Here is a 26606-nt window from a genome sequence, read left to right as displayed (position 1 = left end):
CCGTTAGTGACTCTGACTTATATCGGCGGCTTTGCGCATACGAAAACGGCCCCGTTTTCCGACGGGGCCGTCCATGACATCAGCGTACGATCGGCTGCCGCTTAGCTGAAGCGGCCGGCGGCGTGGGCGAGCATCGTGTAGACCTTGCCGGTATCCGACGTCAGGTAGGTCTGGGTGATGCGCTTGTCCGGGTCGTTGCGGGCAACGTCGGCGAGCAGCTTCTCGAAGTCGGCGATGTAGCGGTCGACGGCGGTGCGGAACTCCGGCTCGCGGTCGTACTTGCGCTTGATCTCGTCGAAGGTCTGCTGGCCCTTCAGCGTATAGAGGCGACGGGTGAACACGTCGCGCTCGCCGCGCTGGTAACGGCGCCACAGTTCGACCGAGGCATCGTGATCGATGGCGCGGGCGATGTCGACCGACAGCGAGTTCAGCGACTCGACGACGTGGCGCGGATTGCGGCTGTCGCCAGTGCGGGCCGCAGGCTGCGCTTCGGCCGGGCGCTGCGGCGCCGGCGAGGGTGCCTCTTCGCGCGATGCCGCACGCAGCAGATCGCGCATCCAGCCACCACCTTCTGCAACTTCGCTGGTCACCGCCTGCGAGGGAGCAGGCTGGCGAATGGCCGGCTGCTCGATGCCGAGACTACCGCGCAGCGCCGGGGCCGGTTCCTGCCGGGCTGGCTGCTGCACTACCGGCTGTTGAGCGACCGGCTGGGGCTGAGCGACCGGCTGCTGCGGCTGGGGCGCAGGTTGCTGCTGCACCGGACGAGAGACCGGAGCGGCGGGCTGCTGGCGCAGCGGCTGGGCGACTTCGAGCTGCGTCGAGGACTTGCCGATGATGTCGGACAGTTCCTGCAGCGCCTTGATCTGTTCGCCGACGGCGCGACGCATGACCGCCGCGTTTTCCTTCGCCTCTTCCGGCAGGTCGAAGGCACCGCGCTTCAGTTCTTCGCGGGTCATATCGAGTTCCTTGCGGATCTCGCCGGCCGAGCGACGGATTTCGTCGGTAGCACCGCTGAAGCGGCCGATCGCCTCGTCGATCGCCACGCGAACCGCGTCGCGCAGTTGGCCTGCAACGCCGTCGGACTTCTTGCCGCTCTCGGCCAGCATCCGCTCGATGTCGGACACCGAGGCCGCGACACTGCCGCGCAGACGCGAGGCCACTTCCTTGGAGCGTTCCTCGGCATTGGCGAAGGCGCCTTCGATCGATGCACCGGCATCTTCTCCGATTTTGGCGATCGCCTGGCGCAGGGCTTCCGACGCGCCGAGCGCACGGCCCTCGACCGAAGAGAGCGTCTTGTTGACATCGGCAAAGGAGGTCTCGACGCCTGAGCGAAGCGTATCGGCGATCTGGCGCGAGCGCTCCTCGGCTCGGCTGAAGACCTGCTCGACCGACGCACCGGCGTCGTCGCCGGCCTGGGCGAGCGTATTGCGCATCGCTTCGGCAGCCTCGGCCGCGCGCTGTTCGGCGCTGGTCAGCAGGCGACCGACATCCGAGAAGGATTGCTGGATACCGCTGCGCAGGTTGCCGGCAACGAGGCCCGAACGCTCTTCGGCGCGCTGGAAGGCGCCATCGACGAAACCTTCGAGTGCGCGCATGGTCCGTTCGATCTCTTCCGAGCGCTGGACGAGGCCGACCGAAAGGGTGCGCAGCGCATCCTGACGTTCTTCGAGCGTGCTGACGAGGTTCGACTGGGCAGCGCCAAGCAGGTCGGACGCCTGGCTCAGCACCTTCGAGTGGTCCTCGAAGCGACCGACGATGCCGCCGATCTGCGACAGGGTCGCGGCGGAAATGTCGGACAGCTTGTCGACCTTGCCTTCGATGAGGCGGGTCGAGGTCGACAGCATGTCGGAGGCCTGACGGGTCGATTCCGATACGCGGGCGATCGTCGATTCCAGACGCTGGTCCATTTCGCCGAGGTTGCTGCTCGCCTGGTCGATGACCGTGGCGATCGCGGCGTTGTTGTTGGCGAGCTGGTCGATCAGGCCCATGGCGGTCGACTGCAGACGGTTCTCGACCATCTTCATCGCCTTTGCCGTTTCTTCGGCCCGGTGCGAGATCGCGTTCAGCGTTTCGCCGGTGCGCTCGGCGATGGCGTTGACGAGGGCGGCGTTTTCCGCACGCAGACGATCGGCGCTTTCCTGGGTCACGGCGGCAATGCGCTCGGCGGCCTCGCGGCCGGTCGCGGCATATTGGTCGATGACCGGGCGGGCCTGCTCGTCGATCAGGCGCGACAGCTCCAGCGAACGGCCGGCGAGCATCGAATTGAGCTCGCGGGTGCGGTCGTCGAGCGTATTGCGGATCGCTTCGCCACGGGCTTCAAGCGCCTTCTCGGTGCTGGTGAGGCCCTGGTGAATGTTGTCGGCATGGCTGGCGATCTGGCTGTGCGTGGCCGCGAGCCGTGCCGTTACCGTATCGGCCGCGTCGGCAATCGAACGGGCAAGATCGGCGTGACGCGCCGCGGTGGCAGCAGCCTTCTGCTCGATCGTATCGGCAAGCTCCGCATGGCGGGCGGCGGTTGTCGCTGCCGTCTGGTCGATCGTGTTGGCAAACTCGGCCTGGCGGGCGGCAAGCGCCGAGGCGAAATCGTCGCCGGCCCTGGAGAGGAGCTCGGCGGAGCGTGCTGCTTCCGCGTCGATCTCCCGAGCGACATCGCTGACGGCGCCGCGAAGCGTCGTCGCGAGGCCTGCAGCCTTGCCTTCGATGCGTGCGGCCTCTGCGTCGAGCTCCTGGGCAACCTCGCCGACCGCGCCGCGAAGCGTGGTGGCAAGGCCTGCAGCCTTGCCTTCGAAGCGCGCGGCTTCGGCGTCGAGTTCCTGGGCGACATCGCCGACCGCGCCACGAAGCGTGGTGACGAGGCCGGCGGCCTTGTCCTCGATGCGGACGGCTTCCGCGTCAAACTCTTGGGCCACGTCGCCAACGGCGCTGCGCAGATTGCTGACGAGATCGCTGGTCTTGCCTTCGAGGCGGGAGGCTTCCGCATCCAGATCCTGTGTTGCTTCGTTGACGGCACCGCGCAGGCTGCTGACGAGCACGGCGGCCTTGCCCTCGATCGTCCGGTTGACGTTTTCAAGACCGATATTGAGGGCACGGTCCATGGTGCCGAGGCGCTCGGCGATGTGCTCGGCACCGGCTTCGATGGCGCCGGTGATCCGGCTGGCCGCCATTTGGCTCATGCGATCGATGTCGCCCGCCCGGTCGCCGAGGCTGTTGGCGATCCGCTGGCCGGCGCCATCGACGATCTCGTTGACGCTGCCGACGCTGTCGCGGACGCGTTCCTCGAGCGAGCTGAGGCTGACTTCCAGGCGCAGGCCGGTATCGTCGACCAGGGCGTTGACGTCGTTGACGCTGCCGCGGATGCGATCCTGCAGGGCACCAAGGCTGTTTTCGATGAGGGTGCCGGTGTCGCCGACGACCGAGCCGACGCTGCCGACGCTGCCACGGATCCGATCTTCCAGCGCATTGAGGCCGCTTTCGACGCGGGCTGCGGCATCGTCGACGACGGAGCCGACATTGGCAACGCTGCCGCGGATGCGGTTTTCAAGCGCGCCGAGATTGCTTTCGATGCGGGCGCCGGTGTCGTCGACAACCGTGCCGACATTGCCGACGGTGTTGCGAATGCGATCTTCGAGCACGCCGACGCGGGTTTCGATGTGCATGCCCGTTTCGTCGACGATCGAGCCGATGTTGCCAGCGCTTTCGCGCATGCGCTCCTCGAGAGAGCCAAGGCTCGTCTCGATGCGCAGGCCGGTGTCGTCGAGGCGGTCGTTGATGCCGTTGATCGACATGTCAACGCGGTTGGTCAGGCTGTCGGCCGCCAGGCTGATCTGATTGGCGGTTTCGGCCAGGCGCTCGGCAATATTGCCGGTTGTCGAGCGCATGCGGGCTTCGAGCGCTTCGCCGCTGCGGTCGATGACGCCGGCAAGCGCGGACTGGCGCTCATCCAGTGACATTTCGAGCATGCTGGCGCTGGTGGCCAGCGTCGTGGCGATTGCGGTCGACTGATCGGCTAGCATGCCTTCGAGCTGATCGCGGCCCTGGCCGACGGCGAGGTTGATGGCGTCGATGCGGTCGTCGAGCGTGGCGCGGATCTGTTCGTGTGTCGACGACAGGGTATCGCGCAGGTGCTCGGCACGGCCGCTCAGCGTCTGCTCGATTTCGGCTGCCTTGCCGGCGAGCGAAGCGGTCGCTTCGGTCGTGCGTGCCGTCAGGGCATCGGCGATATGCGCGCTGGTCTCGGTCAGCGTGTCGGAGATCTTGCCGACACGGTCGCTGAGGTCCTCGGCGATGCGGGCGCTTGTCTGGGTGAGGGTATCGGAGATCTGGCTGACGCGGCCGCCGAGGTTTTCGGCGATCGTGTTGACGCTCTCGGAGAGCTTCTGCTCGATATCGCCGACGCGGTCGGTCATGGTTTCGGCGACGGCCGTCGCGCGGAACGTCAGGCTGTCGGCCACGTCTTCGGCGTGGCGGCTCAGCGTGTTGGCCATTTCATTGGCGCGCGACGACATCGTCGAGGTGATGGCGGCGGCACGTTCGGCGAGGACGCCATCGAGGGCCGACGTCTGGCTCGTGAGCGCTTCGGAGATCGCTTCGCCACGTTCGGACAGAACGCGCTCCAGCCGGTCGGCCGTGCCGCTGACGGCGTTGTCGATCGAGTCGGCGCCCATCGACAGGATGGTCGAAAGGGCGAGCGTGCGCTCGGAGAGCGTGTTGTCCAGGCGGTGCTGGCTGGCAGCGATCGCGCTGGTGATCTCGTCGGTCGAGCCGCTGAGCGTCTGTTCTATGCGGGCGTGGGCGGCGTGCAGGCCGTCGACGAAGGCGGCGGTGCGGGTATCCAGCCCCTCGGTCAGGCGCTGTTCGCTGGTGGTGAGCGCGCTGGCAAGAGCGTCGGCGCGCTGGCCGAAGCCGTTCTCGATGCGCTCCTGCGCCTGCGAGAGGGCGCCCATGAGGCCGCTGGTCTTCTCGGAGAGAACGGCATCGATGCGGCTGTGGGCATCGCCGACCAGGTTGCTGAGTTCCGAGGTGCGGCTGGCGAGCGTCTCCTCGATGAAGTCCTGGGTCGCGCCGAGTGTGGTCGCCAGCGTCAGCGACTGATCGGAGAGCGCAGAGCCGATCTTCTCGATGCTGCTGTCGAGCGCGCCGCCGATCGCTTCCGAGCCGCCGGAGACGGTCTCGTTGATGCGGTGCAGGCTTTCCATGAGCTTGGTGTCGAGCATGCTGGCGCGCTTGTCGAAGGCGGAAGCAAACTCGTGGAAGCGCTCGTCGAAGGCGGTCGCGAGCTGGCCGACGGTGGTCTGCAGCTTCTCTTCGAAGAAGCCACCGCGCAGGTCCAGATCCATGATCGCGTCGTCGGCGCTGGAGCGCAGGCTCTGGCGGAAGCTTGCGCCTTTCTCGTCGAGCGTGGCGTTGAGCGAAGCGAGGACGTCATCGAGGCCGCCGGTGATCGCCTGCTGGCCGACGCTGAGGCTTTCATTGAGGTCACGCGTGCGGGCGATCAGCGTCTCGTTGAGCTGGCGCGCACGGTCGTTGAGCGCCGCGTTCAGCCGCTCGGTGCTGGCGTCGAGCGAGGAGGCGCGCGTCTCGAACTGGCTGAGCAGGTCTTCGCCGCGCTTCGTCAGCGTCTCGCTCAACTGGTCAAGCCGGGTATCGAATTCGGTGCTGAGGCCAAGGCCGGCCGCAGTCAGGCCGGAAAGCAGCGCATCGGTGCGGGACGACAGCATGGTGCCGATCGACTGCAGGGCGCTGTCGGACTTTTCGCTGAGAGCTGCGGCGCGCGTGTCGATCAGCGAGGCGAAGGCTTCGCCCGAAATGGCAATGCGCGAAGCGATGTCGTCGCTCGCCTGTTCCAGGTCGTCCTTCAGCTTGCTGTGGGCGCCCGATATCGCCGAGCGGATACGCTCCGAATGACCTATGATCGCTTCGCGCTCGAGGCCGAGTTCCTGCACCAGCGTGCGGACGCGCAATTCGTTTTCGCTGTAGCTGCGCTCGAGCGCGTTGACTTCCGAATGCACCAGCGTTTCGAGCTCGGTGGCGCGCGCGATGGTGCGCTCGATACCCTCGTTCATGGCCGACACTTCGCGGCGAACGGCCTGGCCGACGGTCATGACGCGGTCGGCTGCAGCCGTTTCGGGCTCGGCAAGGCGCAGCGCGACCTCGGCCATGGACCGGGCGGCGTTGCGCAGTTCCTGCGCACGGGCGATCATGATGGCGAAGGAGAAGAAGAGCATGACCGGCAGCAGGATGCCGATCGCGACGCCAATGGCGCCCGGCGTCGCGGCGAGATCGCTCAGCGAGCGGATCTGCCAGATTTGCGGCCCATAGAGCAGGTTGGCAATGCCGAGGCCGGCGATGGCCCAGATGACCGACACCAGCGCGGCAACCCGGATCGCGGCGCGATTGGAGCGCACGTCAAGCGCGCGCAGCATCGCAGCCGGCGATCGACGACCGTCGTCGTTGGCGGCGGAAAGGGCAGGGGATTTCGGCGCAGGTTCCGGGGCGAGCGTCTTGGCCGCTTCGGCAGCACGCGCAGCGCGGGATGACTCCGGTTGAGACTTTGCTCTTTTATTCTGATCGGGCGCGTGCGCCTGATTGCCGGGCTGAGACACATTTTCCTCCGGATCATCCAAGGAAGTCTTGTCGTTCGGGCTCGAGTTAAGCTCGTCGAAATCGATCTTCAGGGCAGCTTCCAAAGCCTGGAAGGCCTTTTCGTCGATTGACTCATTGCTCTTTTTCGTCGCCATAGGGATACGCCTCATTACCTTTTGCCAGCGACAACACTGCCAGCGCTCGCGCACAACGGGCGGGCCGGATTTCTTCCTCGCGGGCTGTGACGGCAAGATACGCGCATCGGATCTACGCAATACCCTACTGATCACACACTGCATTGCCTCGACGGATAGTCACATTTGTGGCCGAAAGGGACCACGCGTTGAGCTTATCCACCGGAACGGTTGCCATTTTCGCACGTAGGCAAGTTCCTAAGCGTATCGTAGTGACACATTAGCTGGGTTCTTACAATTAAGAGCGCTCGGGCTTAGTTAAAATCCTAATGAAATCTTAATGCGACAACCGTGCCAAAGCCAGAAAATATAAGGAAATCAGCCGGTTTAACGGCCATTAACCATTTCCCCAGATTCCTGCCCATATTGCGCCCCGATTTAAGCTGATAGCAGCCCGCACCCGCAAAGGATGAGTATCTGAGTTTGCGCGTGTAGGTGGCCGCGACATGGCGACACCGAAAACAAGACCAACATACAATAAACAATAGGGAATTTGGCTCATGGCGGCCCTCAGGATTGCCTTCGAAGCTCCGGACACCCCGGGAAACTCTGCCGCTGCCGGCAGGAAGCCGATCGACTTCGCCCATCTTGCGGCACAGACGATGGGTGACAAGGCGCTGGAAATCGAAGTGCTGCAGCTTTTTGCGCGCCAGGCGCGCCAGGTCATGAAAGAGATCGTGGAGAGCGAGAGCACGCTACGCGCTCAGGCCGCCCACCGGCTGAAGGGTGCGGCGCTTGCGGTTGGCGCCGTCGACGTCGCCAGCATTGCCGGCGCGATCGAGCAAAACCCGGCAGACGCATCGCTTTCCGACACGCTTTCGGCCGCCGTGCTCGAGGCCGAGCTCTTCATATTGAAGCTTTGCCGCTAATCCAGCGGCCCGATGGGGCGAGCGGAAGCGGAGAACGCATCCCAACCGCCCCACATTTCAAGATTGCGGCCCCGCGCCCTTGGCGCGCGAGGCACGGACTGACGGCCGTTGTTGACTGACAGGCGGATTTGTTGGAAGAACTTCCACTGAATTTGCGCCCGAGCGGCGTGCGTTCTGAAGAGGCTCTGCGCCTTGCCAGTCCCAGCAGTTCATTCCGGAAAGAGACATGACAAAACTTACGATCGTTGCCTTTGATGGCGCGCGCCATGAACTTGATGTCGAAAACGGCTCGACGGTCATGGAAAACGCCGTTCGCAATTCGGTTCCCGGCATCGAAGCCGAATGCGGCGGAGCCTGCGCCTGTGCGACCTGTCATGTCTATGTCGACGATGCCTGGGCGGCTGCCGTCGGCGCTCCGGAAGCCATGGAAGAAGACATGCTGGATTTTGCCTATGACGTGCGGCCGACGTCGCGGCTTTCCTGTCAGATCAAGATGAACGATGCACTCGACGGTCTCGTCGTGCATGTGCCGGAGCGCCAGGCGTAAATCCCGCCGCGATCTTTCGGGTTCACGCCTTAAGCCTTGAGTTCTTGATATTTCGCATGTCGTCGACGCAAGACCGCTGCGCACTTGTACGCGACATGCGCTCCACGCCGCCCAGCGGCGCCTTTCCAATTCATCATTGACGCACAAAAAAAGCGCCTCGCCGGTCGATGGACAAGCGAGGCGAGGAGGGCGCATCGCTAACAGATGAGGGAGGGGACATCTGCAGCACCAAGACACGCCAGGAGAACCCATTTTGGCCCCGCTGTTCGGTTTTCTTCTTTTTAATATTGAACAACGTCGCCTAAACTAAAGTAACGGCAACATTTAAGCTCTTCGCACAACTACTGCGCCGCGCTTAACCCGCTCTTTCAGCGGAGGCTAGTCTTTACCCTGGCCCCTCGCTCCATGGTTTCAATATAGATGAGTCGGTGGCCGGCAGCCATCGTTATATTTCACCAATAAAATACTGTGGGTATTGCCACTGAAATCACGCCGGGCCCGACTATAGTCAGGCTCTTCTTCAGGGTCAGGGTGCGGCGACCTATTGTTGCGTTTTCTTCAGCGCTTCGAGCCGGTACTGCAGAAGCCGGATCATGCGTTTGTCGAAATTCGCAGATTCCGTACGGTCGAAGCGCGCCTGATCCTTGTCGTGCGCTTCGATTGCGGTGACGCTGACGCGCGCGACGGTCGCCTGCATGCGTTCGCAATCCGCTTCCGGCTTCAGGGCGAGGAACGCCTTCTCCATGCGGCGGGCGTGATTGCGGGCGATTTCCGCGTGCCGCTCCTCATGGCGCTTGATGTCGCTCGAAAGCGTATCCCAAACCAGAGCCAGATCCCGGCCGGCCTGGCGCCGATATTTCCAGCGCGGCAGGATGATGCGGGTGCTGAGCGTCACCCGTGCGGAGCCGACTGCACAACGGCCACCACGACTGACGTAAGTGATGGAGCCTCCGAACTTGATGCGGGTGGCGCCCGGATGGCGCGCGCCGGTGGATTTCATCATCGGGCCGCCGGCGGAGAGCGCCTTGTCGAGTTCCTCCGCAGTGCGTCCACCGATCGTGAAATAGGAAAAGCTCTTGTTGATCACGGTTTCGCCCGACGCAGCGCTGAGGGGAGCGGCGACCAGGAGAGCGAGGAGGGCGGCTTTGAGCGGGACGCGTACTCGGGACATCAATGCGTGGTTCTCTTCAGTTGAACTTCGATCAAGCTTGGGGCATAGCCACGACCGGCGCAACAGCAAATCGAGGGCTCTCGGCCGAGGACGGATCGTGAGGGAAAATGACTTACAATCCATTTCAGAAATTTAGCTGGAAGCTGGCGCATGGGCGCAGCCTCGAACTCGGGCCACGTGGCGTTTTGATGGCGATCGTCAATGTTACCCCGGATTCTTTTTCCGATGGCGGACGTTTCATCGATGCTGTTGCAGCGGTGGCGCAGGGCGTGCGTTGCCTGCGGGAGGGCGCATTGATCCTCGATATCGGCGGTGAATCGACGCGGCCGGACGCGGCGCAGGTCAGTGCCGAGGAGGAGCAGGCGCGCATCCTGCCGGTGATCTCCGCGCTCAGCCGCGAGACCGATGCGCTGATCTCCGTCGATACCTACCGGGCCTCGACGGCGCGGCTTGCGGTCGAGGCCGGCGCGCACATCGTCAACGACGTGCACGGCCTGCAGCGCGAGCCGGATATCGCCGCCGTTGCCGCGGATACCGGAGCCGGGCTCTGCATCATGCATACGGGGCGCGACAGGCAGAAGCTCGCCGACGTGATCGACGATCAGTTTCACTTCCTCGATCGATCGCTGGAGATCGCGGCTGAAGCCGGCGTGAAGCGCGAGCAGATCGTGCTGGACCCGGGATTCGGCTTTGCCAAGGATACGGACGAGAACATCGAGCTTATGGGGCGATTTGCCGAATTGCACCGTTTCGAACGTCCGTTTCTGGTCGGAACGTCGCGGAAGCGCTTCATTGGAGCGGTGAGTGGACGTGAGGCAGCCGACCGGGATGTGGCAACAGCGGCGACGACGGCGCTGCTGCGGGCTGCGGGTGCCTCGATTTTCCGTGTACACGATGTCGCAAACAGCAGGGATGCGCTGGCCATGGCCGATGCTATGCTGAAGACGCGAGCGGGATGAGGACAAGCGCATGCGGCCCTTCGCCCGCATCCGCCTGCAATTTACAAGAATAGATTACGTCACGATTTTAGGTCGGCTCGACCCAAAACCAGCGTGATCCCAGAATAGCCGATGGGACGGAGAAGCATGAGCCCGACTTACACGATCACTCTCAAGAACTGTGCCTTCTTCGCGCGCCACGGCGTCTTTGACGAAGAAGAGCTCCTCGGGCAGCGCTTCTTCGTGGACGCCGAGCTCGAAGTCGAGCAGGGAACGGCGCTCGTCGATGATTCGATCGAAGACACCGTCCACTATGGCATCGCCTTTCAGGAGATCGAGCGCATCGTCACGGGGCGCCGCCGTTACCTGATCGAGGCGCTGGCGCTGGAGGTCGCAAAGACGCTCTGCGTGCGCTTCCCGCAGATCAAGCGCGCCAAGGTTTCGATCCGCAAGCCGAATGCGCCCGTACCCGGCGTGCTCGACTATGTCGAAGTGACGGTCGAACATGTCGTCTGAGCCGGACTGGCGGGTCGCCACTCTCGGCCTCGGCGGCAATCTTGGGGATCCGCGCAAGGCCATGGCAGCCGCGCTTCAGGCGCTCGATCGGCGCACCGACTGCGTCGTCAAGGCCGTCTCGCGGCTCTACCGCACACCGCCATGGGGCAAGACCGACCAGGCGTGGTTCTTCAACGCCTGCGCCGCGGTCGGTACGACTTTGGAACCAGAGGCTTTGCTCGACACCTGTCTCGACATCGAACGTTCGATGAAGCGGGTGCGTGACGAGCGCTGGGGACCGCGCACGCTGGATATCGACGTCCTGACCTATGAAGGTGTGGCTCAGGCCGAAACACGGCTGGAACTGCCGCATCCCAGGATGACGGACCGGGGCTTCGTGCTGATGCCGCTCGCCGATATCGCCGCCGACATGCAGGTTCGCGGACGTACGGTCAGCGACTGGTTGCGCGGGGCGGATGTGACCGGCATCGAGGTCGCCGATGGCAATATGACCTGGTGGCGCGCCAAATCCTGATCGATCCCGTTCAGCCGACGAGCTTTCCCGAAACAACAAAGCCCCGGCGAAGACGACCGGGGCTTTGTTGCTTGACTGTGCCTGGAGCTACTTGATCGAGCCGACAGCGATCGCGTCGACCTGGCGGTTGAGGCTGACGCCGATAACCGGGACCATCGTCTCCTCGACCTTGACGGAGATGGTGATGTTCATCGTCTGGTCATCCTGAAGGCGGGCGATCATGGCGCCGTTCAGCTTCTTGCGGTTGATGCCGACCACGACCTTGTCCTTGGCGACATTGCCGGAAACGATATCGAGGCCCTTGCCCTCGGCGCCGTCGAGGAACTTGCCCGTATAGCTGTTGCCCTTGCTGGTGATCAGCGCCGACATCGGCTGCTTGAACACGCCGACGCGGCAGAAACCGTCGAGCTTGATGCCGGTATCGTCACCGGCGACCGGTTCGCCCGAGAGGTCGCAGGTGAACTTGGTGCCCTTGTATTTGCCGGCGACGATCTCGCCCGGGCCCTTCCACTGCCCGGCGACCTTCTCGAAGAAGGCCTTGTCCTTGACGCCGGAAAAGGCTGGCGTCGCAACGCCGACGGCAGCCGCAAGCGCGATGGCGGCAGTGCCGCGGGCGATCAAAGAAGGGCGCGAGAACATAAACGATCCTTGATGGGTCAACGTCCGAAACTGGAAGTCACATTTGCGCGGAAATGGTTAATGGAGCGTTTCCAGAAGGTGGCTATCAAGGCAACTTTGTGGCCGTGACGCCGATTATGCACTGAGCTTTCGGGCCCACCAAGGCCAACCGTTGCACGTTTTCCGCAAACCGGCCTCAGGACGCCGCCGCAAGGCCAGGAAGGCGGTTCAAGCGAATCGATCGCCGCCTTGGCTGCCGGCGCGCCCGGCACCGGGACCCAAGTCGGCGAGAAAGTCGCCGATACCCGGGCGTTTCAAAGCGCGGAACGGCATGGGACGGCAGAGATCCATGGCCGCAATGCCGATGCGCGCGGTCATCAGGCCGTTGATGACGCCTTCGCCCAGGCGCGCCGAGAGCTTCGAGGCGAGGCCGTGGCCAAGCACCTGCTGGATGAGGCTGTCGCCGGCGGCGATCGAGCCGGTCACGGCAAGGTGGGCGATGACATCGCGCATCAGCCGCAGCAGGCCGAGTGTGCCGGGGCGGCCGCCGTAGAGTTCGGCCATGGCGCGGATCAGGCGCGCGGATTCGTAGAGCACATATCCAAGGTCGACGAGGGCGCGTGGGCTGACCGCAGTAACGATCGAGACGCGCTTGGAGGCAGCAAGGATGAGACGGCGCGCCTCGCGGTCGAGCGGGCTCAGGAGCTCGCGCTCGGTCAGCTCGATCAGATGCAATCCATCGATGATCTCGCCCTCGGTCTCCTTCAGCCGCGTGCGGCCGCGTGCCGTTCGCGGATTGCCGGCGAGCAGGTGGACGAGCTTCGTCTGCGCCGACCGTGCGAGCTTGGTATTGCCGGAGGTTGCCGCGGTTTCCGTATCCGCTTTCAGCTTCTGGATGGCGGTGAGCTGCATCATGCCCGAGAGTTCGCGGGCAACGACGATCAGCAGCGCCAGCAATCCGATCGCGACGACGGCGAGGGCGGTGTAACCGAGCCAGTCGGCGCGGGAGAACAGATCGCGCAGCAGCCGGTCGACCCACAGGCCGGCGGCAAGCGACAGGATGATGCCGAGGGCGCCAATCGCGATCTTGCCGACCGACAGACGGCGCTTGCGCGGGGTCGCCTCCGGGAGTGTCAGTGCCTCGACCGCCAGCGTGGTCTCGCGGAACGGGTCTTCCGCATCGGGCGTCAGCACGACGTTGTCCTCGAAGCTCGCAGGCGAACGCGGCGCACGCGTCTGAGGGCCGGGCCGAACGGGCTTCTCCTCTCCAACCGAAAAGGCGCTGGGTCGGCGACGGCGGCCGTTGCTATCGTCACTCATGCGAGCCGGTCTCCGAACAGAAATTGCATGGCCCGGTCGAGGCGGATATGCGGCACCGACAGCTTTAAGCCGCCACCGGTTTCTTCGAGATGCGGCGGACGGAAGCGAACGAAGCTGAGTTCCGGCAGCGGGTGGGCGCTTTCGACAAACGTCGTCCCGCCGGACTGCATCTCGATCGCCTTGAACAGCACTTCAGGATCTTCCGGCAAGTCACCGGGAAATATCGCAGTTTTCTTTTCGCCGTCAAAGATTTCGCCGTTGATCTTCTCACCGGCGATCGGCGTGCCGACGATGACCGGCAGCGTATGGCCGTCGTGGTCGACGGTTGCTTCCCGGGTCGCCCTGACCGAGGCGAGCGCCATGACCTCGAGGCCGGCGCCGCTCATGCCGATGCTCTCCGCCGCGCGGTCGACCAGGCGCGCGGCGATGCGCTCCAGACGGTCGTGGCTTTCGTGGTGGAGATGATCCGCCTTGGTGGCGGCGATCAGCACCTTGTCGATCCGGCGTGTCAGGAAGGATGAGAGCCAACTGTTGGTCCCCGGGCGGAAGCAGGCGAGCACGTCGGCCAGCGCCTGTTCGAGATCGAGCAGCGCCTCCGGACCATTGTTGATCGCCTGCAGCGCGTCGACCAGCACGATCTGGCGGTCGAGGCGTGCGAAGTGCTCGCGGAAGAACGGGCTGACCACGTGCTTCTTGTAGGCCTCGTAGCGCCGCTCCATCATCGCCCAGAGCGAACCCTTGGGCGCACGTCCGTCGGGAAGATCGGGAAGCGGCGAGAAGGTGAGCGCCGGCGATCCTTCGAGGTCTCCCGGCATGAGAAACCGACCAGGCGGCAGGGTCGACGGGGACCGTTCGTCCGCCTTGCAGGCCCTGAGATAGCCGGTGAAACTCTCGGCAAGCCGGCGGGCGCTCGCCTCGTCGGCAATGGCTGTCGGCCCTGCGGAAGAGGCCAGCGTCAGCCATTCCGCCGAAAAGGCGCTCCGGCTGGCGGCGCGGGCGCGTGTCACGGCGTTGTTGCTGAATTCGCGAAATTCCTGCGCCAGCAGCGGCAGGTCGAGCAGCCATTCACCGGGGTAATCGACGATATCGAGCGACAGGCGGCCCGGCGAGAACAGTCGGTTCCAGCCGCTGGCGCTCTCATAGTCGAGCGTGATGCGCAGTTGCGAGATGGCGCGGGTCGAATCCGGCCAGATGCGATCGCGGACCAGCGCGGCAATATGATCCTCGTATTGGAAGCGCGGAACGGCATCATCCGGTTGCGGCTCGAGCCTGACCTTCGAGACCCGCCCGGAGCGCACCGGCTCGAACACCGGCAGGCGTCCGCCGTTCAGCAGATTGTGCACCAGCGACGAGATGAAAACGGTCTTGCCGGAGCGCGACAGGCCCGTGACGCCGAGGCGGATGGAGGGGTTGACGAGGCCGGAGGCTCGATCGGCCAGATTGTCGAGCGCAATCAGGGCGTCGTCTTTGAAGCTGGTCAGGTTGGGCGCCAAATCTTGCTCTTTCTTGCGGCGTATGTCCGTTGGTCGTTCTTCCGCCGCCGTCCGGCTGAACTGTCGCACGCAGGCAGCCACCGCGATATAGTCAATATTTCCCCGGCCGCAACGAGGCGTGGCAAATCTTCTATTGGTTCGGCAGCAGGATCGAGACCAGTGTCGCGGTCTCAATGCCGTCTTCCGGCGCGACTGCCGGCAGATCGAGGATCGAGAGCCCCGCCGGCGGATAGCCATGGGGCATTGCCTCATGCGCGGCGTCGTCGCCGATCAGGCGGTGAAGCAATTGCTCGATCATCGGATTGTGCCCCACCAGCATCAGGGAATTCAGATGCCGATGAGCGTCGATGAGATCGAAATAGACGCTCATCGGACCCGAATAGAGCGCGTCGATATAACGGATATCGAGGTTTTCGCTGACGGTGCGAAAGAACGGTTCGGCGGTCTCGCGGCAGCGCAGGGCCGTGGAGCAGAGGATGCGTTCGGGGCGAATACCCCGGTCGGCGGCAATCTGGGCGAGCCGTTCCGCATCGACGTAGCCGACATCGTCCAGCGCCCGGTCGAAGTCCCGTTGCCCGGGCAAAGCCCAGCCGGAGCGCGCGTGCCGCAGCAGGTAGAGGCGAAGGACCTTTGGGGCGCTGTCTTGCATCGAGCGGTTTCCGGTGGCTGCCTGTTGCTTGTCGCGACAGGGGTCGAATGTTGTTGGCCGGGCAGCTTTCGCGTCGTCCGGCCGACCTTCACCTTTTCCCGCAGGGATCGCAAAGATCAAGCTGTTCGCCACTTTTTTCCGGGGATCGGCGCGCTGCTGCGCTTTGCCGCGGTCGCGATCAGACGATCCAATGACGCAAACACATCAGTCTCACTTTTCAGCGAGGTCCGCCGAATGCAACGGTACGCACAAGCAGGAAATCAAGTTCCAATGTGTAATTTTGATGAAATATTCGTCAGTTAGCCTGAATCGCGAGCAATATTAAAATACCGTTGAGTGTCTGTTCCGAGGCTTGAATCACGGCTTCCATAGGTCTATACACCGCCGCAATGAGATGTTCTTCAGGAGAATCGCGTTGAGTGAGAAGATCGATCTTAGTACCTTTGTCCTCTCCGAGGACGAGGAATTCATGAATGCCAACCACCGGGCGTATTTCCGGGCCAAGTTGAACGCTTGGAAAAACGACATCCTTCGCGAGGCACGCGAGACACTGGATCACTTGGCGGAGGAGAGCGCCAATCATCCCGATCTCGCAGACAGAGCTTCTTCCGAAACAGATCGGGCAATTGAGCTCAGGGCCCGTGACCGCCAGCGCAAGCTGATCTCCAAGATCGATGCGGCGCTGCAACGGCTCGACGAAGGCACCTATGGCTATTGCGAGGAAACCGGTGAGCCGATCGGCCTGAAGCGGCTGGATGCACGCCCAATCGCAACCCTGTCGATCGAGGCGCAGGAGCGTCACGAGCGTCGGGAAAAGGTCTACCGGGACGAATAAGATATCCGGCTTTCGGAACTGTCTGAAAAAGAGGCGCGGGTCAAACCGCGCCTTTTTCTTTGGTTCGAAAGCACGCCAGGGGCGGACGTTTTCGCGCGATGTCGAACGACGTTACTCCTGAGAGCGGGAGCTACGGCTTCCGGCCGGTCGAGATATCGGCCAGCATGCGGTTCATCTCTTCTTCGATGGTCGGTTCCCTGCGGCCGCCGTCAGCACTTGGCGTGCCAAGCGTCGGCTCCTGCCGGCCGGATGGCGTCAGGGAGCGGCTCTCCGGGGCGACCGTGCCCGAGGCGGCAACCGGGCCCTGGCCAAGGCGCTGGAGGTCGCCGCTGATCTCCGCATCAAGCAGGCGCTCGAAGTCCGTGAGGCCGGCCGTCGGCGCCGGCTGCGGCTGTTGGACGGAGAGGGCTGGGCGCTGCACCTGCACAGGCTGCGACGGGATTGGCTGCGGCTGGACCTGCTGGGCCGCAGCAATGGGCCTGTCCAAAGATATGTCGAAGTTTGCCTGGGGGGGCGAAGCGGTCGCCACGGCCGGGCTCTCCTGAGCCGGCTGCACGGACGGACGGACAAGCGGACGCTGTTCAGCCGTCACCCCCGGGGTCACCACCGGGCGCTGCTCGGCGACGACGCGCGGTGGTGCCGCCGGCTCGATACGGGTGGCCGGTTGTTCTTGCGGTCGGGCAACGGGCTGCACCGGCGTGATCGCAGCGACGGGTTCAGATTGAGGCGAAGGTGCCGTTTGCTGCGGAAGCTCCCTGGCTGCCGGTCGGCTGTCCACTCCCGCCGGCTCCGCAATTTTGCGTTCCGCAATGGGCGCGCGCTCCTCGGTGCTCCCGATCCGGCTCTCGATGACGATATCCGTCGGACCGCCGATCATGATCAGATGTTCGACATCGTCGCGACGCACGAGGACCAGACGGCGGCGGGTGTCGACGGCGGCGGCGTCGAGCACGGCAAGCCGGGGCTGGCGGTTCTTGCCGCCGCGAATGAAGGGCGAGGAGGGGCGGTTGCGCATGATCCAGAGCACGACCACGAGGCAGAGAAGCCCGATCGCGACGGCCGCGGCGGCGATGACGAACCGGCTGCCGTTGTCGGCGATGATCGTTTCCATCATGGACTGAACTCCTTCTGCCTTTCGAGTGCCAGTATTTGACGGCTTTTTTCGGGCTCGGACAAGGACTTCACCGACATTCCCTGTGAATTGGCCGCAATGCTTCCGCCGAGGTGCTTTTTGCTGTTATCTCTGATTGTTAAAGATGATTCTTGTCCGAGTGATCGAGGGCGTGTCGGGAATGGCCGATTTCGCCCGGCGGATCTTGCGGATGCCGGCCGGAAGGGCTGGGCCGCGCCCGCGCGCGGCGCCGGCCGCATAAGAGGACCCGATGACGAAATTGCGGCAGTCAGGCGACTACCAGATGCCGGTTGTTGACCGTGGCGTCAGGCCGGGCACCGTGCTGCGGATCGTATTGCTCGCGATCGTCCTCACCGTATCGGCCATCGCCTTCGTGATCTTCAAGAACGAGATGGACAACGAGATCGTTCTCGGCATCCTCGGCGTTCTTGCCATGGTCGGCATCTTCTTCCTCGTCTCCTCCGTCATCGGTTTCATCGAGGTCATGCCGCAGTCGCGCCCGGACGAACTGGCGCGCGCCTTTCTCGATGCGCATGAGGACGGCACCATCGTCACCGACCGCAAGGGCCGGATCATCTACGCCAACGCGGCCTACGGTGCTCTGACAGGCGCCAAAAGCGCCGCCGGCATCCAGTCGCTCGAAACCATCCTGTCGCGCAACCGCGAGGCGACGGAGGCGATCTACCGGCTGACCAACGGTCTGCACGAGGGCAAGCAGGGGCATGAGGAATTTCGCCTGCTGAAGCCGCTGGCGACCACCACCTCCAGCGGTTCCGGTGCCCATTGGTTCCGCTTGAAGGCGCGGGTGCTGCCGCTCGAGGACAACGCACGCAATCCGCTCTATCTCTGGCAGATCGCCGACATCACGGCGGAGCGCGACGATCAGGAGCGCTTCTTCAAGGAATTGCAGAACGCGATCGACTATCTCGACCACGCGCCGGCCGGCTTCTTCTCCGCCGGGCGCAAGGGCGAGATTTTCTACATCAATGCCACTTTGGCCGATTGGCTCGGTATCGACCTGACCAAGTTCCAGCCGGGCTCGATCAGCATCGGCGACCTGGTGGCCGGCGAAGGGCTGACGCTCGTCCAGGCCGTACAGGCCGAGCCCGGCCTGAAGAAGACGAAGATGCTCGACCTCGATCTGCGCAAGATGAACGGCCAGAGCCTGCCGGTGCGCATGATCCACCGCGTCTCCTCGACCCGCGACGGCGCGCCTGGCGAAAGCCGCACCATCGTGATGTCGCGCGAAGGCGGCGAGGACAACGAGCAATCGGCGTCCAGCGCGGCCATGCGCTTCACCCGCTTCTTCAACAACACGCCGATGGCGATCGCCTCGGTCGACGGCAATGGCCGGATCCTGCGCACCAATGCGCCGTTCCTGAAGCTCTTCTCCGGCCTCGTCTCGCAGGACGACGTCGAGCGTGGAGCGCTGATCGAAGCCGTGGTGCACGAGAACGAGAAGGGCCGCCTGCATGAGGCGCTGGCAGCCGCGAAGGATCGGCAGGGCGACATTGCGCCGATCGATGCGCTGCACCCGACGGACGGAGAGCGCCACTTCCGCTTCTACGTCAATGCCGTGATCGACCAGAGCGATCAATCGCCGGAGGAAGCGGCGATCATCTATGCGCTTGAAATCACCGAGCAGAAGGCGCTCGAGAACCAGATGGCGCAGACCCAGAAGATGAACGCCGTGGGCACGCTCGCCGGCGGCATCGCGCACGACTTCAATAACGTGCTGACGGCGATCCTGCTCTCGTCCGACCACCTGCTTCTGTCGGCCCGCCCGGCAGACCCGAGCTTTGCCGATCTCATGGAGATCAAGCGCAACGCCAACCGCGCCGCGGTTCTCGTGCGGCAGTTGCTTGCCTTCTCGCGCAAGCAGACGATGCGGCCGACGGTGCTCAACATGACGGATGTGATCGGCGACCTGCGCATGCTGGTCGACCGCATGACCGGAACCAACGTCAAGGTCGAGGTGGACTATGGCCGCGATCTCTGGCCGGTCCGGACCGATCTCGGCCAGTTCGAACAGGTGCTCTTGAACCTGGCGGTCAATGCCCGCGACGCAATGCCCGAGGGCGGCACGATCACGCTTCGCACCCGCAACCTGCCGGCCGCCGAGGTTGCGGCCTTCGGAAGACGCGAGTTGCCGGACGATGATTTCGTGATGGTCGAGGTCGCCGACCAGGGGACCGGCATCCCGCCGGAGATCCTCGACAAGATCTTCGAGCCGTTCTTCACCACCAAGGAAGTCGGCAAGGGCACCGGTCTCGGCCTGTCGATGGTCTATGGCATCGTCAAGCAGTCGGGCGGTTACATCTATCCGGAATCGGAAGTCGGCAAAGGCACCACCTTCCGCATCCTGCTGCCGCGCCACGTCGAGGCGCCGGCAGCAGTCGATGAGGCCGAGGCGGCGACCGTAACGGCGGAGGCCGCGCCCGCGCGGGTGGCGCAGGCGGCTGCGACACCGACGGCAAAAGCCGAGGAGCCGGCGGATCTCACGGGAGATTCAGCCGTCGTCCTGCTCGTCGAGGACGAGGAGGCGGTGCGCCGCGGCGGCAAGCGCATGCTGGAAACGCGCGGCTACACGGTCTACGAGGCCGGCTCAGGCGTCGAGGCGCTCGATATCATGGATGAGCTCAACGGTGCGGTCGACATCGTCGTTTCGGACGTGGTGATGCCGGAGATGGACGGGCCGACGCTTCTGAGCGAACTCAGGAAGAAGTATCCCGACCTGAAGTTCATCTTCGTTTCCGGCTATGCCGAAGACGCCTTTGCCCGCAACCTGCCGGCGGACGCCAAGTTCGGCTTCCTGCCAAAGCCGTTCTCGCTGAAGCAGCTTGCGGTCGCGGTGCGCGAGATGCTCGACTCTTAGTCTAAGTCACCGATCTGACACGCTGAAATCACAACCCCGGCGCAAGCCGGGCATGAAAAAGCCCGGCGCTTGCGTGCCGGGCCTTTCTGTCTGGTAGCGTATCGGACTTACTTGGCGTTCAGCGCCACCGCGATCTCGCCGGCAAGCCGCGCATTGTTCTCGACCAGCGCGATGTTGGTCTCGAGGCTGCGGCCTTCGGTCATGTGGAAGAGATTGTCGAGCAGGTAGGGCGTGACGGCCTTGCCGGTGATCTCGTCGCTCTCGGCATTGTCGAGCGCGCGGGCGATATAGATTTCCATCTCTTCGCGCGGGATTTCGCTTTCTGCCGGGACCGGATTGGCGACGAGCATGCCGCCGTCGACGCCGAGCAGTTCGCGCATGTTCTGGAAGTTGGCGATCGCCGCCGGGCTGTTCAGCATCAGCGGGCTCTTGAGGCCGCTGTCGCGCGACCAGAAGGCCGGGAAGATTTCGCTGTCATAGGTGACGACGGGAACGCCGCGGGTCTCCAGAACTTCGAGCGTCTTCGGGATGTCGAGGATCGCCTTGGCGCCGGCGCAGACGACGATGACGGCGGTGCGGGCGAGCTCATCGAGGTCGGCGGAGATGTCGAACGAGAGTTCGGCGCCGCGATGCACGCCACCGATGCCGCCGGTCGCAAAGACGCGGATGCCGGCGCGGGCGGCGGCAATCATCGTCGCGGCGACAGTGGTCGCGCCGGTGCGGCGTTCGGCGATCGCGAAGGCGAGGTCGGCGCGCGAGACCTTCATCGCCCCTTGCGTCTTCGCCAGTTCTTCTAACTTGGCATCATCGAGGCCGATATGCAGCACGCCATGGATGACGGCGATCGTCGCCGGCACGGCACCCTGTTCGCGGATGATCGCTTCGACGCTGCGGGCCATGTTCAGATTGCCCGGATAGGGCATGCCATGGGTGATGATGGTCGATTCCAGCGCCACGATCGGCGCGCCACGCGCCTTGGCGGCGGCGACCTCGTCGGAATATTCCATCGGCAGGGAGGGAGAAGCGGGTTTGGTCATGGTCGTTCCTTGGGAGTTCTGCTGGCAATTGTCATGACAGCATTTGGGGCGCGGGCACAAGGGCCAGCGCCTGTTCGAGATTGGCCGCGGACATCTCTTCGGATGCGGCCAAGGGGGAGCGCAATGTGATTCCGGCGGCTGCGATGCCGTGCCGCAGGCACTCGGCAAGATTGCGGCCGGCGAGGCGCGCGGAAAGGAAGCCGGAGGCCAGCGCATCGCCTGCACCGGTGACATCGGCCAGTGCCGGAAGCGCCGGCGGAACGGCGACGCAGGCGCCATTGTCGTCAAAAGCGACGACCGCGCGGCCACCGCGCGTCACGACACCGCCGTTGAGCCCCACGCCTCTCAGCAATGACGGCCATTCCTCCGCCTCAGCCGTATCCTTGCCGGTCAGTGCCCGTGCCTCGGCCTCGTTCATGAACAGGAACGAGAGATGCGGGAGGCACGGCCGGTAGCGGATGACCTTGGCGGGCGACACGGCAATGCCGGCGACGAGGCGCCCGTTGCCTGCGGCCGACTGGGCGAGCGCGGCAATCGTTTCTTCCGGCAGGTTGGCGTCCGTGAGCACGAGCTTGCTCGCGGCAATGATGTCGCGGAAGGCGCGGCGCTGCAATTGCCGCGGCGAAAACAGCCGGTAGAGCTCCATGTCTGCGAGCGCGATGACCAGGTTGCCGTCGTTTTCGAGGATCGCGGTGTAGCTCGGTGTCTGGCGATCGAGAAAGGTGAGGGGGCTGTCGATGACGCCGGCGGCGGCCGCCGCAGCTGTCACCATCTCGCCGGCCGCATCGCCGCCACGGGTGCTGATCATGCGCACCCCATGGCCAAGGCGTGCAAGGTTGCGGGCCGCGTTGAAGCCGCCGCCGCCGGCCTCCTCGAACCAGGTGCCAGGATTGCTGGAACCCGGTGCGGTCGCGCCCGATATCCGGCCGCGCCTGTCGATATGCGCACCACCGAAGACGGCGATTTCAGCTTCCGTCATGAATGTTCCTCTGCTTGGCCCATCGGCCGAAAAATCTGTTGGCTTTCTGCATTGGCCGAGGCGCGAATTCCAAGGGCCGGATGCGCCCGACGTCTCCGTCTCAGGCGAATCGGCCCAGCCTTGCCGGGCAGGCTCGAAGGCGTGCTGCGCGCATTTCGGAACCTATGGTTTCAATCCGTGAACATGAAAAGAACGAAAGCAAGATAATGATTGTTTTTCAATGTGTTGTCCTACCCTTGCAAATACGGAACAAAACATGTACAAAAACTCCTGCGGCGGCTTCATTGCCTCGGTAGCTTCAATAACCTAAAGGTGGACCAAATGGCACAAAACTCTTTGCGGCTCGTAGAGGACAAATCGGTGGATAAAAGCAAGGCACTTGAGGCGGCACTTTCCCAGATCGAACGGTCGTTCGGCAAGGGATCGATCATGAAGCTCGGTGGGAAGGACAGCATCATCGAGATCGAGACGGTATCGACGGGTTCGTTGAGCCTCGATATCGCGCTTGGCATCGGCGGCCTGCCGAAGGGCCGCATCATTGAAATCTACGGCCCGGAAAGCTCGGGCAAGACGACGCTGGCGCTGCAGACCGTCGCGGAAGCACAGAAGAAGGGCGGCATCTGCGCCTTCGTCGACGCCGAACACGCGCTCGATCCGGTTTATGCCCGCAAGCTCGGCGTCGATCTCGAAAACCTCCTGATCTCGCAGCCGGACACCGGTGAGCAGGCGCTGGAAATCACCGACACGCTGGTACGCTCGGGTGCGATCGACGTGCTCGTCGTCGACTCGGTTGCAGCGCTCGTGCCGCGCGCCGAAATCGAAGGCGAAATGGGCGACAACCTGCCGGGTATGCAGGCTCGTCTGATGAGCCAGGCGCTGCGCAAGCTGACCGCTTCGATCTCCAAGTCGAACTGCATGGTCATCTTCATCAACCAGATCCGCATGAAGATCGGCGTCATGTTCGGTTCGCCGGAAACCACCACCGGCGGCAACGCGCTGAAGTTCTACGCTTCGGTTCGCCTCGACATCCGCCGCATCGGCTCGGTCAAGGAGCGCGAAGAGGTCGTCGGCAACCAGACCCGCGTCAAGGTCGTCAAGAACAAGATGGCGCCTCCCTTCAAGCAGGTCGAATTCGACATCATGTATGGCGAAGGCGTGTCGAAGACCGGCGAACTCGTCGACCTCGGCGTCAAGGCCGGCATCGTCGAGAAGTCGGGGGCCTGGTTCTCCTACAACAGCCAGCGCCTCGGCCAGGGCCGTGAAAATGCCAAGCTGTTCCTGCGCGACAATCCGGATCTCGCCCGCGAGATCGAGATGGCGCTTCGCCAGAACGCCGGCCTGATCGCCGATCGGTTCCTCGAGAACGGCGGTCCGGAAGCGGACGACGGCGACGACGCTCCCGAAGCGTAAGCCGCTGCGGCCCACGGAAGCTGCCAGGAAACCGGTCGTCCCATGGCGGCCGGTTTTTTGCTGCCGTCTGGACAGTGTGGTACGTGAACGATAAAAGCCTTTGGTTCCGGCGACCGAGGGCGTTGGAGGGCGCAGCCATTATGGGTGGCTGCGGGGTTTAAGGACAACGGCTGATGGCGCGGCGATGGCCGCGGCCGGGCCGGAATTGGTGCTAAGAATAGGACGCAAGATGAGCGGCGTGAATGAAATCCGGTCGACCTTTCTCGACTATTTCCGCAGGAACGGTCATGAGGTCGTGTCGTCGAGCCCGTTGGTGCCGCGCAACGACCCGACATTGATGTTCACCAATGCCGGCATGGTGCAATTCAAGAACGTCTTCACCGGGCTGGAGCAGCGTCCCTATTCGACGGCAGTGACCGCGCAGAAATGCGTGCGCGCCGGCGGCAAGCACAACGACCTCGACAATGTCGGCTACACCGCGCGTCACCACACCTTCTTCGAAATGCTCGGCAACTTCTCCTTCGGCGATTACTTCAAGGAGAACGCCATCGAGCTTGCCTGGAACCTGATCACCAAGGAATACGGCCTCGACGCCAAGCGGCTGCTGGTCACCGTCTACCATACCGACGACGAAGCCTTCGGCCTCTGGAAGAAGATCGCCGGCTTCTCCGACGACCGCATCATCCGCATTCCGACCAGCGACAATTTCTGGGCCATGGGCGATACCGGCCCCTGCGGTCCGTGCTCGGAAATCTTCTATGACCACGGCGACCAGATCTGGGGCGGACCGCCCGGCTCGGCCAATGAAGACGGCGATCGCTTCATCGAGATCTGGAACCTCGTGTTCATGCAATATGAGCAGGTCACCAAGGAAGAGCGGGTCGATCTGCCGCGTCCGTCGATCGACACGGGCATGGGCCTCGAGCGTCTGGCCGCGGTGCTGCAGGGCGAACACGACAACTACGACATCGATCTTTTCCGCGCGCTGATTGCCGCTTCGGAAGAGGCAACCGGCGTCAAGGCCGAAGGCGACCGTCGCGCCAGCCACCGCGTGATCGCCGACCACCTGCGTTCGTCCGCCTTCCTGATTGCCGATGGCGTGCTGCCTTCGAACGAAGGCCGCGGCTACGTTCTGCGCCGCATCATGCGCCGCGCCATGCGCCACGCTCAGCTCCTGGGCGCACAGGATCCGTTGATGTGGAAGCTCTTGCCGGCTCTCGTCGGCCAGATGGGCCGCGCCTATCCGGAACTGATGCGCGCCGAAGCGCTGATTTCCGAGACGCTGAAGCTTGAGGAAACCCGTTTCCGCAAGACGCTGGAGCGTGGCCTCAATCTCTTGTCCGACGCCTCGGCCGGCCTTTCCGAAGGCGACCAGTTCAGCGGCGAGACCGCCTTCAAGCTCTACGACACCTACGGCTTCCCGCTCGACCTGACACAGGATGCGCTGCGAGCCAAGGGCATCACCGTCGACACCGATGCCTTTTCGGCAGCGATGGAACGGCAAAAGGCCGAAGCCCGCGCCAACTGGGCCGGCTCCGGCGAGGCTGCGACCGAGACGATCTGGTTCGAGCTCAAGGAAAAGCATGGTGCAACCGATTTCCTCGGTTATGACACCGAGACGGCCGAAGGCGTGATCCAGGCGATCGTGCGCGATGGCGCCGTGGTCGCTTCCGCGGCCAAGGGTGACACCATTCAGGTGGTGCTCAACCAGACGCCGTTCTACGGCGAATCGGGCGGCCAGATGGGCGACACCGGTACGATCACCACCGAAGGCGGCAAGCTCACCGTGACGGATACGCAGAAGCGCGGCGAGGGGCTTTTCGTCCACTACGCCACCGTCGCCGAAGGTTCGGTCAAGACAGGCGACGCCGCCCAGCTCGATGTCGACCATGCGCGTCGCTCGCGCCTTCGCGCCAACCACTCGGCAACCCACCTGCTGCACGAGGCGCTGCGCGAAGTGCTCGGCACCCATGTCGCCCAGAAGGGCTCGCTGGTGGCACCGGAGCGCCTCCGCTTCGACGTTTCGCATCCGAAGCCGATGACGGCAGAGGAGCTGAAGGTCGTGGAAGACATGGCCAATGAGATCATCGTGCAGAACACGCCGGTGACCACGCGCCTGATGAGCGTCGACGATGCGATCGCCGAGGGCGCCATGGCGCTCTTTGGCGAGAAGTACGGCGACGAGGTCCGCGTGGTCTCGATGGGCCGCGGCATTCACGGTTCCAAGGCCAACCGGCCTTACTCCGTCGAACTCTGCGGCGGCACCCACGTGTCGGCCACCGGTGACATCGGCCTCGTCCGCGTCGTCTCGGAAAGCGCCGTCGGCGCCGGCGTTCGCCGCATCGAAGCGCTGACCGGCGAAGCCGCGCGCTCCTATCTCAACGAGCAGGACGAGCGTGTGAAGACGCTTGCCAACACGTTGAAGGTTCAGCCGGGTGACGTGCTCGGCCGTGTCGAGGCGCTGCTCGACGAACGCCGCAAGCTGGAACGCGAACTGACCGAGGCGAAGAAGAAGCTGGCACTCGGCGGTGGCGGCGAGGCGGGTTCGGCCGATGCGGCCCGTGACATCGCCGGCGTCCGCTTCCTCGGCAAGGTCGTCTCGGGCGTCGAGCCCAAGGACCTGAAGAGCCTTGCCGACGACGGCAAGAAGAGCCTCGGCTCCGGCGTCGTCGCCTTCGTCGGCGTTTCCGGCGACGGCAAGGCGAGCGCCGTCGTGGCCGTCACCGACGACCTGACCTCGAAGCTCAGCGCCGTCGACCTGGTTCGCGTGGCCTCTGCCGCCCTCGGCGGCAAGGGCGGCGGCGGACGCCCGGACATGGCGCAGGCCGGCGGTCCGGATGGCGGCCGCGCGGCGGAGGCCATCGAGGCCGTCGCGGTAGCGCTGGCGGGCTGAGCGCCAGTGGAGAACGATGAAAAGGGCGCTGCGG

At 64.1% G+C, this 26606-nt stretch carries 18 protein-coding genes; 9 read left to right on the top strand and 9 right to left on the bottom strand.

Annotation, left to right across the window (positions count from 1 at the left end; all coding sequences use genetic code 11):
• Window positions 1-101: 101 nt before the first annotated feature.
• On the bottom strand, window positions 102-6737 hold the full coding sequence (locus tag QM996_RS07810; RefSeq protein ID WP_500269943.1) for an apolipoprotein A-IV repeat region-like domain-containing protein: 6636 nt from the start codon (window positions 6735-6737) through the stop codon (window positions 102-104).
• A 539-nt stretch (window positions 6738-7276) separates the two neighbouring features.
• Between QM996_RS07810 and QM996_RS07805 the strand changes: the two genes are divergently transcribed.
• On the top strand, window positions 7277-7645 hold the full coding sequence (locus QM996_RS07805) for an Hpt domain-containing protein (RefSeq protein WP_500269942.1): 369 nt from the start codon (window positions 7277-7279) through the stop codon (window positions 7643-7645).
• A 226-nt stretch (window positions 7646-7871) separates the two neighbouring features.
• A complete protein-coding gene (locus QM996_RS07800; protein ID WP_173516650.1) occupies window positions 7872-8192 on the top strand; it encodes a 2Fe-2S iron-sulfur cluster-binding protein in 321 nt (106 codons plus the stop codon).
• 541 nt (window positions 8193-8733) lie between these two features.
• Here QM996_RS07800 and QM996_RS07795 read toward each other — a convergent pair.
• Entirely contained in the window at window positions 8734-9363 is a 630-nt protein-coding gene (locus QM996_RS07795; protein ID WP_500269941.1) for a DUF922 domain-containing Zn-dependent protease, read from the bottom strand.
• A 107-nt stretch (window positions 9364-9470) separates the two neighbouring features.
• Between QM996_RS07795 and folP the strand changes: the two genes are divergently transcribed.
• The 3 genes from folP (at window position 9471) to folK (ending at window position 11331) form a co-directional block, all read left to right on the top strand.
• Window positions 9471-10322: a dihydropteroate synthase gene (gene folP, locus QM996_RS07790; RefSeq protein ID WP_500269940.1), complete on the top strand. Its 852-nt coding sequence runs from the start codon at window positions 9471-9473 to the stop codon at window positions 10320-10322.
• Window positions 10323-10448: 126 nt separating this feature from the next.
• Window positions 10449-10817 carry a dihydroneopterin aldolase gene (gene folB / locus QM996_RS07785; protein ID WP_057248908.1) on the top strand — a complete coding sequence of 123 codons (369 nt, stop codon included), beginning with the start codon at window positions 10449-10451 and terminating at the stop codon, window positions 10815-10817.
• On the top strand, window positions 10807-11331 hold the full coding sequence (gene folK / locus QM996_RS07780) for a 2-amino-4-hydroxy-6-hydroxymethyldihydropteridine diphosphokinase (RefSeq protein ID WP_500269939.1): 525 nt from the start codon (window positions 10807-10809) through the stop codon (window positions 11329-11331). The genes folB and folK overlap by 11 nt, the downstream gene beginning before the upstream one ends.
• An 87-nt stretch (window positions 11332-11418) precedes the next feature.
• Here folK and QM996_RS07775 read toward each other — a convergent pair whose 3' ends face one another.
• The 4 genes from QM996_RS07775 to QM996_RS07760 all read right to left on the bottom strand — a co-directional run bounded on the left by QM996_RS07775 (window position 11419) and on the right by QM996_RS07760 (window position 15411).
• Window positions 11419-11970, bottom strand: coding sequence for a hypothetical protein (locus tag QM996_RS07775; protein ID WP_500269938.1), 552 nt, complete (start codon window positions 11968-11970; stop codon window positions 11419-11421).
• Between the two features lie 207 nt (window positions 11971-12177).
• A complete protein-coding gene (locus QM996_RS07770) occupies window positions 12178-13269 on the bottom strand; it encodes a YcjF family protein (protein ID WP_500269937.1) in 1092 nt (363 codons plus the stop codon).
• Window positions 13266-14762, bottom strand: coding sequence for a YcjX family GTP-binding protein (locus QM996_RS07765; protein WP_500269936.1), 1497 nt, complete (start codon window positions 14760-14762; stop codon window positions 13266-13268). Before QM996_RS07765 ends, QM996_RS07770 begins: the two co-directional genes overlap by 4 nt.
• A 130-nt stretch (window positions 14763-14892) precedes the next feature.
• Entirely contained in the window at window positions 14893-15411 is a 519-nt protein-coding gene (locus tag QM996_RS07760; protein WP_500269935.1) for a SixA phosphatase family protein, read from the bottom strand.
• 415 nt (window positions 15412-15826) lie between these two features.
• On the opposite strand from QM996_RS07760, the gene dksA reads away from it, so the two are divergent.
• On the top strand, window positions 15827-16246 hold the full coding sequence (gene dksA / locus QM996_RS07755) for an RNA polymerase-binding protein DksA (protein ID WP_043614592.1): 420 nt from the start codon (window positions 15827-15829) through the stop codon (window positions 16244-16246).
• Window positions 16247-16376: 130 nt separating this feature from the next.
• Here dksA and QM996_RS07750 read toward each other — a convergent pair whose 3' ends face one another.
• The gene (locus QM996_RS07750) at window positions 16377-17360 is read right to left on the bottom strand and encodes a flagellar biosynthetic protein FliO (RefSeq protein ID WP_500269934.1); all 984 of its coding nucleotides are present in this window, start codon (window positions 17358-17360) and stop codon (window positions 16377-16379) included.
• 268 nt (window positions 17361-17628) lie between these two features.
• Here QM996_RS07750 and cckA point away from each other — a divergent pair, with 268 nt between their 5' ends.
• On the top strand, window positions 17629-20253 hold the full coding sequence (cckA, locus tag QM996_RS07745; protein ID WP_500269933.1) for a cell cycle histidine kinase CckA: 2625 nt from the start codon (window positions 17629-17631) through the stop codon (window positions 20251-20253).
• Window positions 20254-20360: 107 nt separating this feature from the next.
• On the opposite strand, the gene QM996_RS07740 is transcribed toward cckA, so the two are convergent.
• Together QM996_RS07740 and QM996_RS07735 are read right to left on the bottom strand one after the other, a co-directional pair.
• On the bottom strand, window positions 20361-21290 hold the full coding sequence (locus QM996_RS07740; protein WP_500269932.1) for a pseudouridine-5'-phosphate glycosidase: 930 nt from the start codon (window positions 21288-21290) through the stop codon (window positions 20361-20363).
• A gap of 31 nt (window positions 21291-21321) precedes the next feature.
• Entirely contained in the window at window positions 21322-22269 is a 948-nt protein-coding gene (locus QM996_RS07735; RefSeq protein WP_500269931.1) for a carbohydrate kinase family protein, read from the bottom strand.
• A gap of 321 nt (window positions 22270-22590) precedes the next feature.
• On the opposite strand from QM996_RS07735, the gene recA reads away from it, so the two are divergent.
• Window positions 22591-23679, top strand: a complete 1089-nt coding sequence (recA, locus tag QM996_RS07730; RefSeq protein ID WP_500269930.1) for a recombinase RecA — start codon at window positions 22591-22593, stop codon at window positions 23677-23679.
• Window positions 23680-23908: 229 nt separating this feature from the next.
• On the top strand, window positions 23909-26572 hold the full coding sequence (gene alaS / locus QM996_RS07725) for an alanine--tRNA ligase (RefSeq protein ID WP_500269929.1): 2664 nt from the start codon (window positions 23909-23911) through the stop codon (window positions 26570-26572).
• The last annotated feature ends 34 nt before the right edge of the window (window positions 26573-26606 follow it).

This window comes from Sinorhizobium chiapasense (assembly GCF_045277575.1).
GTDB classification, from domain to species: Bacteria; Pseudomonadota; Alphaproteobacteria; order Rhizobiales; family Rhizobiaceae; genus Ensifer; species Ensifer chiapasense_A.
The sequence above is the reverse complement of the archived record's forward strand: the minus strand, read 5'-3'. Positions and strand labels throughout refer to the sequence as shown.

Excerpts from the sequence above, each read along its gene's own strand:
- QM996_RS07810 (WP_500269943.1), bottom strand. The coding sequence starts at position 6,737 with ATGGCGACGAAAAAGAGCAATGAGTCAATCGACGAAAAGGCCTTCCAG.
- QM996_RS07805 (WP_500269942.1), top strand. The coding sequence starts at position 7,277 with ATGGCGGCCCTCAGGATTGCCTTCGAAGCTCCGGACACCCCGGGAAAC.
- QM996_RS07800 (WP_173516650.1), top strand. The coding sequence starts at position 7,872 with ATGACAAAACTTACGATCGTTGCCTTTGATGGCGCGCGCCATGAACTT.
- QM996_RS07795 (WP_500269941.1), bottom strand. The coding sequence starts at position 9,363 with ATGTCCCGAGTACGCGTCCCGCTCAAAGCCGCCCTCCTCGCTCTCCTG.
- folP (WP_500269940.1), top strand. The coding sequence starts at position 9,471 with ATGACTTACAATCCATTTCAGAAATTTAGCTGGAAGCTGGCGCATGGG.
- folB (WP_057248908.1), top strand. The coding sequence starts at position 10,449 with ATGAGCCCGACTTACACGATCACTCTCAAGAACTGTGCCTTCTTCGCG.
- folK (WP_500269939.1), top strand. The coding sequence starts at position 10,807 with ATGTCGTCTGAGCCGGACTGGCGGGTCGCCACTCTCGGCCTCGGCGGC.
- QM996_RS07775 (WP_500269938.1), bottom strand. The coding sequence starts at position 11,970 with ATGTTCTCGCGCCCTTCTTTGATCGCCCGCGGCACTGCCGCCATCGCG.
- QM996_RS07770 (WP_500269937.1), bottom strand. The coding sequence starts at position 13,269 with ATGAGTGACGATAGCAACGGCCGCCGTCGCCGACCCAGCGCCTTTTCG.
- QM996_RS07760 (WP_500269935.1), bottom strand. The coding sequence starts at position 15,411 with ATGCAAGACAGCGCCCCAAAGGTCCTTCGCCTCTACCTGCTGCGGCAC.
- QM996_RS07750 (WP_500269934.1), bottom strand. The coding sequence starts at position 17,360 with ATGATGGAAACGATCATCGCCGACAACGGCAGCCGGTTCGTCATCGCC.
- cckA (WP_500269933.1), top strand. The coding sequence starts at position 17,629 with ATGACGAAATTGCGGCAGTCAGGCGACTACCAGATGCCGGTTGTTGAC.
- QM996_RS07740 (WP_500269932.1), bottom strand. The coding sequence starts at position 21,290 with ATGACCAAACCCGCTTCTCCCTCCCTGCCGATGGAATATTCCGACGAG.
- QM996_RS07735 (WP_500269931.1), bottom strand. The coding sequence starts at position 22,269 with ATGACGGAAGCTGAAATCGCCGTCTTCGGTGGTGCGCATATCGACAGG.
- recA (WP_500269930.1), top strand. The coding sequence starts at position 22,591 with ATGGCACAAAACTCTTTGCGGCTCGTAGAGGACAAATCGGTGGATAAA.
- alaS (WP_500269929.1), top strand. The coding sequence starts at position 23,909 with ATGAGCGGCGTGAATGAAATCCGGTCGACCTTTCTCGACTATTTCCGC.